This is a genomic window from Streptococcus oralis, assembly GCF_001579025.1.
In the GTDB taxonomy this organism is placed as follows: domain Bacteria; phylum Bacillota; class Bacilli; order Lactobacillales; family Streptococcaceae; genus Streptococcus; species Streptococcus oralis_X.
Genome location: NZ_KQ970235.1, coordinates 226,042 through 231,126 on the forward strand (window position 1 = coordinate 226,042; position 5,085 = coordinate 231,126).

Consider the following 5,085-nt stretch of genomic DNA (forward strand, 5'->3'; position numbering starts at 1 on the left):
CGGATGGGATTGTGACCGCTGCTTTTGGGCAGTTCCTCCCAAGTAAACTTCTTGATAGCATGAACTTTGCGGTCAACGTTCACGCTTCCCTCCTTCCAAAACACCGTGGTGGTGCACCCATTCATTATGCCTTGATTCAAGGGGATGAGGAAGCTGGTGTGACCATTATGGAGATGGTTAAGGAAATGGATGCAGGAGATATGATTTCTCGTCGTAGCATTCCTATAACAGATGAGGACAATGTCGGCACCTTGTTTGAGAAATTAGCGATTGTTGGTCGTGACTTGCTTTTGGACACCCTTCCTGGCTATATTGCTGGGGAGATCAAACCTGTGCCTCAGGACCCAAGTCAGGTCACTTTCTCGCCAAATATCAAACCAGAGGAAGAAAAGTTGGACTGGAATAAGACTAACCGTCAACTCTTCAACCAAATCCGTGGCATGAATCCATGGCCTGTTGCCCACACTTTTCTCAAGGGAGACCGCTTTAAAATTTATGAAGCTCTACCAGTAGAAGATCAGGGAAATCCAGGTGAGATTCTGTCTATTAGCAAGAAGGAATTGATCGTCGCAACGGCAGAAGGTGCCCTATCTCTCAAGCAAGTCCAGCCAGCTGGAAAGCCTAAGATGGACATTTCTTCCTTCCTCAATGGAGTTGGACGGACATTGACTGTAGGAGAACGATTTGGTGACTAAAGTAGAAACGGCTAGAAGTCTTGCTCTAGCAGTGCTAGAGGATGTTTTGGTTAACCAAGCATATTCCAATATTGCCTTAAATAAACACCTCAAGGGCAGTCACCTCTCAGTAGCAGATAAGGGGTTGGTGACAGAGATTATCTACGGAACGGTAGCCCGAAAACTCACTCTGGAATGGTATCTGTCCCACTTTATCGAAGACAGAGATAAGTTAGATAACTGGCTCTATATCCTGCTCCTTCTGAGCGCCTACCAACTTCGGTATCTGGATAAGGTTCCTAATCACGCTGTTGTTAATGAAGCGGTAGAGCTAGCCAAAGCCCGTAAAAAAGGCAGTGAGAAATTGGTCAACGCCGTCCTGCGTCGTATCTTACGAGAAGGCTGGCCAGATATTGACAGCATTAAGCGAAAAAATAAGCGTGATTCCTTTACCTATTCTCTCCCAGTTTGGCTAGTATCTAAACTCAAGGAAGAATACGGTGAAGAGCGAGCACAAGCCATCTTTAAAAGTCTCTTGGTGCGCAACAAAGCCAGTATCCGTGTAGCTGATTTGAGCCGAAAAGAGGAAATCAAAGCTTTGTTAGAAGCGACCGATTCCCCTTTGGCGGCCACTGGTCTGGTCAAGGAGCAAGGCCACTTTGCAGGACATGATTTGTTCGCAGAAGGGGCTATAACCATCCAAGACGAGTCCAGTCAACTGGTTGCTCCGACTCTTGATCTACAAGGCCATGAACAGGTCCTGGATGCCTGTGCTGCTCCGGGTGGAAAAACAGCCCATATGGCTTCTTACCTCACGTCCGGTAAGGTGACGGCTTTGGATCTTTATGATCATAAGTTGGACTTGATCCAAGAAAATGCAGAGCGTTTGGCTGTGGCAGATCGAGTGCAAACGCAAAAATTGGATGCCAGAAAAGTGCATGAGTTTTTTGAAAAGGACTCTTTTGATAAGATTTTAGTAGATGCTCCTTGTTCTGGGATTGGACTTTTACGTCGCAAACCAGACATCAAATACAATAAAGAAACGGCAGATTTCACCTCCTTACAGGAAATTCAGCTGGAAATATTAGGTAGTGTTTGTCAAACACTACGAAAAGGTGGTATAATAACGTATAGTACCTGTACTATTGTCTCTGAGGAGAACTTTCAAGTCGTCAAGGCGTTTTTAGAAAGTCATCCCGAGTTCGAGCAGGTTAAACTAGAACACGAATGTAAAGATATCCTGAAAGATGGCTGTATCCTGATTACTCCAGAATTGTATGGAAGTGATGGATTCTTTATTAGCCAATTTCGCAAGATATCAGAATAGGAAGGAACTGACACAATGGAAATAGCATTATTAACAGATGTTGGTCAGAAACGGACAAATAATCAGGACTATGTCAATCACTTTGTCAACCGAGCAGGACGCACTATGATCATCTTGGCTGACGGGATGGGAGGACACTGTGCAGGAAATATCGCTAGTGAGATGGCGGTAACAGACCTTGGTGTGGCTTGGGTGGATACCCAAATTGACTCAGTCAATGAAGTTCGTGAGTGGTTTGCCCACTACCTAGAGATTGAAAATCAAAAAATTCATCAACTAGGTCAGGACGAAGCATACAGAGGCATGGGAACAACGCTAGAAGCTGTTGCGTTTATTGATAACCAAGCCATCTATGCTCACATTGGAGATTCTCGTATCGGTTTGATTCGTGGAGAAGAATACCACCAGTTGACGAGTGACCATTCCTTGGTCAACGAATTGCTCAAGGCTGGTCAATTGACTCCAGAAGAAGCAGAAACTCACCCTCAAAAGAATATCATCACCCAGTCTATCGGACAAAAAGATGAAATCCAGCCAGATTTTGGGATGATTACACTGGAGTCAGGAGATTATCTCTTGCTCAATAGTGATGGTTTGACCAATATGATTTCGGCAAGCGAGATTTATGATATCGTAACCAGTGATATTTCCCTAGCAGACAAGGCGGCAACCCTCATTCGCTTCGCTAACAATGCAGGAGGTTTAGACAACATTACGGTTGCCCTTGTTTACATGAACGAGGAGGCAGCAGAATGATCCAAATCGGCAAGATTTTTGCCGGGCGGTATCGGATTGTCAAGCAGATTGGTCGAGGAGGCATGGCAGATGTTTACTTGGCCAAGGATTTGATCCTAGACGGGGAAGAAGTGGCAGTGAAGGTCCTGAGGACCAACTACCAGACAGACCCTATTGCTGTGGCACGTTTCCAGCGTGAAGCGAGGGCCATGGCGGATCTGGACCATCCTCATATCGTTCGGATAACAGATATTGGTGAGGAAGACGGTCAACAGTACCTAGCTATGGAATACGTAGCAGGCCTTGACCTCAAGCGTTATATCAAAGAACACTACCCTCTTTCAAATGAAGAAGCAGTTCGGATCATGGGGCAAATCCTCTTGGCCATGCGCTTAGCCCATACTCGAGGAATTGTTCACCGTGATTTGAAACCTCAAAATATCCTCTTGACACCTGACGGCACAGCTAAGGTCACGGACTTTGGGATTGCCGTAGCCTTTGCGGAGACCAGTCTGACCCAGACAAACTCAATGTTAGGCTCTGTTCATTATTTGTCACCTGAGCAAGCGCGTGGTTCTAAAGCGACCTTCCAGAGTGATATCTATGCAATGGGGATTATCTTCTATGAGATGCTGACGGGACATATCCCTTATGATGGGGATAGCGCGGTTACGATTGCCCTCCAGCATTTCCAGAAACCACTTCCGTCCGTCATAGCTGAAAATCCATCTGTCCCTCAGGCTTTAGAAAATGTTGTCATCAAGGCAACTGCTAAGAAGTTGTCAGACCGTTATCAGTCTGTTTCAGAAATGTATGTGGACTTGTCAACTAGCTTGTCTTATAATCGTCGCAATGAGCCGAAACTGGTCTTTGACGATGCGAGTAAGGCAGACACTAAGACTTTACCTAAAGTTCCACAAAGTACACTGACGTCTATTCCTAAAGCTCCGACGCAAGAAGAACGCCCTCAGCCAAAGAAACCAACTCAACCAGTGGCAGAGCCGGCTCCAGCGCCAAAGCCAGCCAAGAAACGGAAGTTTAAGGCTCGCTATATGATTCTTTTGGCTAGTCTTCTATTGGTTGCAGCCTCTTTGGTCTGGATTTTGTCAAGAACACCAGCAACGATTGCTATTCCTAACGTAGCTGGACAAACCGTTGCTGAGGCTAAGGAAGCTCTTAAAAAATCCAAGTTTGAAGCTGGTGAAGAGAAATCGGAGGCTAGTGATACAGTAGCGGAAGGACGCGTTATTCGAACCGATCCTGAAGCTGGCAGTGGCCGAAAAGAAGGGACCAAGGTCAATTTGGTTGTTTCTTCTGGCAAGCAATCCTTCCAATTGAGCAATTACGTCGGACGCAAGTACACAGAAGTTGTAGCTGAACTCAAGGAGAAGAAGGTACCAGAAAATCTAATCCAGATGGAAGAGGAAGAATCCAGCGAAAGCGAACCAGGAACTATCCTGAGACAAACCCCTGCTTCGGGTTCAACTTATGACCTTTCAAAAGCCACCACGATTACCTTAACAGTTGCCAAGAAGGTGACCAGTGTCAGCATGCCTAGCTACATCGGCTCAAGTCTCGAATTTACTAAGAATAATCTGACTCAGATTGTCGGAGTAAAAGAGGCTAATATTGAGGTTATTGAAGTATCGACTGCTCCTGAAGGAACAGCAGAGGGTACGGTTGTAGATCAAACACCAAAAGCTGGTGAAAAGGTTGACCTTGCTAGCACGCGTATCAAGATTTCGATTTACAAACCGAAAACACCGCCGTCAACTTCATCCTCTAATCCTGCCCAACGAGGGAACCAGGGTTCTACAACAACACCAAATCAAGGGAACCAACAAGGTAATCAACAAGGAAATAATCCTCCAACGAATCAACCAAACAATGAAGGAAACCGCGAAAGTTCTCGAGATTAAACGACTCTTTGTCATGAAATCATGACAAAGATTTTTTTTAACAAGATTTTGTGATAAAATATAGGGAGTAGAAAAAAGGAGGAGAAAATGGACGAATCGAGAGAGTTGAATGCCGTCATTGATGTCATTATGTTAGCTGGAACCATTCTCCTGAAAAGTGGTTCGGAGATTCATCGGGTTGAGGATACCATGATTCGTATTGCTCATTCACAAGGGATTATGGATTGCAATGTACTTGCCATGCCCGCTGCTATTTTCTTTTCTATTGAAAATACTAATATTTCTCGAATGAAGCGAGTGACATCATCCTCCTATAACATCGAAAAAGTTTGTGATGTCAACCAAGTATCACGGGAGCTTGTGGGAGGACAGATTGATCTCTCGACAGCCTTTAGAAAGCTGAAAGAAATCGGCAATCAACCCCTTCCTT

Annotated in this window: 5 protein-coding genes; all 5 read left to right on the forward strand. The window is 45.1% G+C overall.

Annotated features, from left to right (window positions below; translation table 11 throughout):
- Positions 1-695, forward strand: a 695-nt coding sequence (fmt, locus tag SORDD27_RS01045) for a methionyl-tRNA formyltransferase (RefSeq protein WP_081103314.1), incomplete at its 5' end; no start/stop codon positions are given.
- Complete coding sequence (gene rsmB, locus SORDD27_RS01050; RefSeq protein ID WP_061428025.1) at positions 688-2,001, forward strand: 16S rRNA (cytosine(967)-C(5))-methyltransferase RsmB; 1,314 nt, start codon at positions 688-690, stop codon at positions 1,999-2,001. The genes fmt and rsmB, both read left to right, overlap by 8 nt.
- A gap of 15 nt (positions 2,002-2,016) precedes the next feature.
- Positions 2,017-2,757: a Stp1/IreP family PP2C-type Ser/Thr phosphatase gene (locus tag SORDD27_RS01055; protein WP_061426819.1), complete on the forward strand. Its 741-nt coding sequence runs from the start codon at positions 2,017-2,019 to the stop codon at positions 2,755-2,757.
- A complete protein-coding gene (gene pknB, locus SORDD27_RS01060; RefSeq protein WP_061426825.1) occupies positions 2,754-4,655 on the forward strand; it encodes a Stk1 family PASTA domain-containing Ser/Thr kinase in 1,902 nt (633 codons plus the stop codon). Before SORDD27_RS01055 ends, pknB begins: the two co-directional genes overlap by 4 nt.
- A gap of 87 nt (positions 4,656-4,742) precedes the next feature.
- A partial coding sequence (locus tag SORDD27_RS01065; protein WP_196755610.1) for a threonine/serine exporter family protein occupies positions 4,743-5,085 on the forward strand: 343 nt, incomplete at its 3' end.

Coding starts and splice junctions, on each gene's coding strand:
- SORDD27_RS01055 (WP_061426819.1), top strand. CDS start 2,017: ATGGAAATAGCATTATTAACAGATGTTGGTCAGAAACGGACAAATAAT.
- pknB (WP_061426825.1), top strand. CDS start 2,754: ATGATCCAAATCGGCAAGATTTTTGCCGGGCGGTATCGGATTGTCAAG.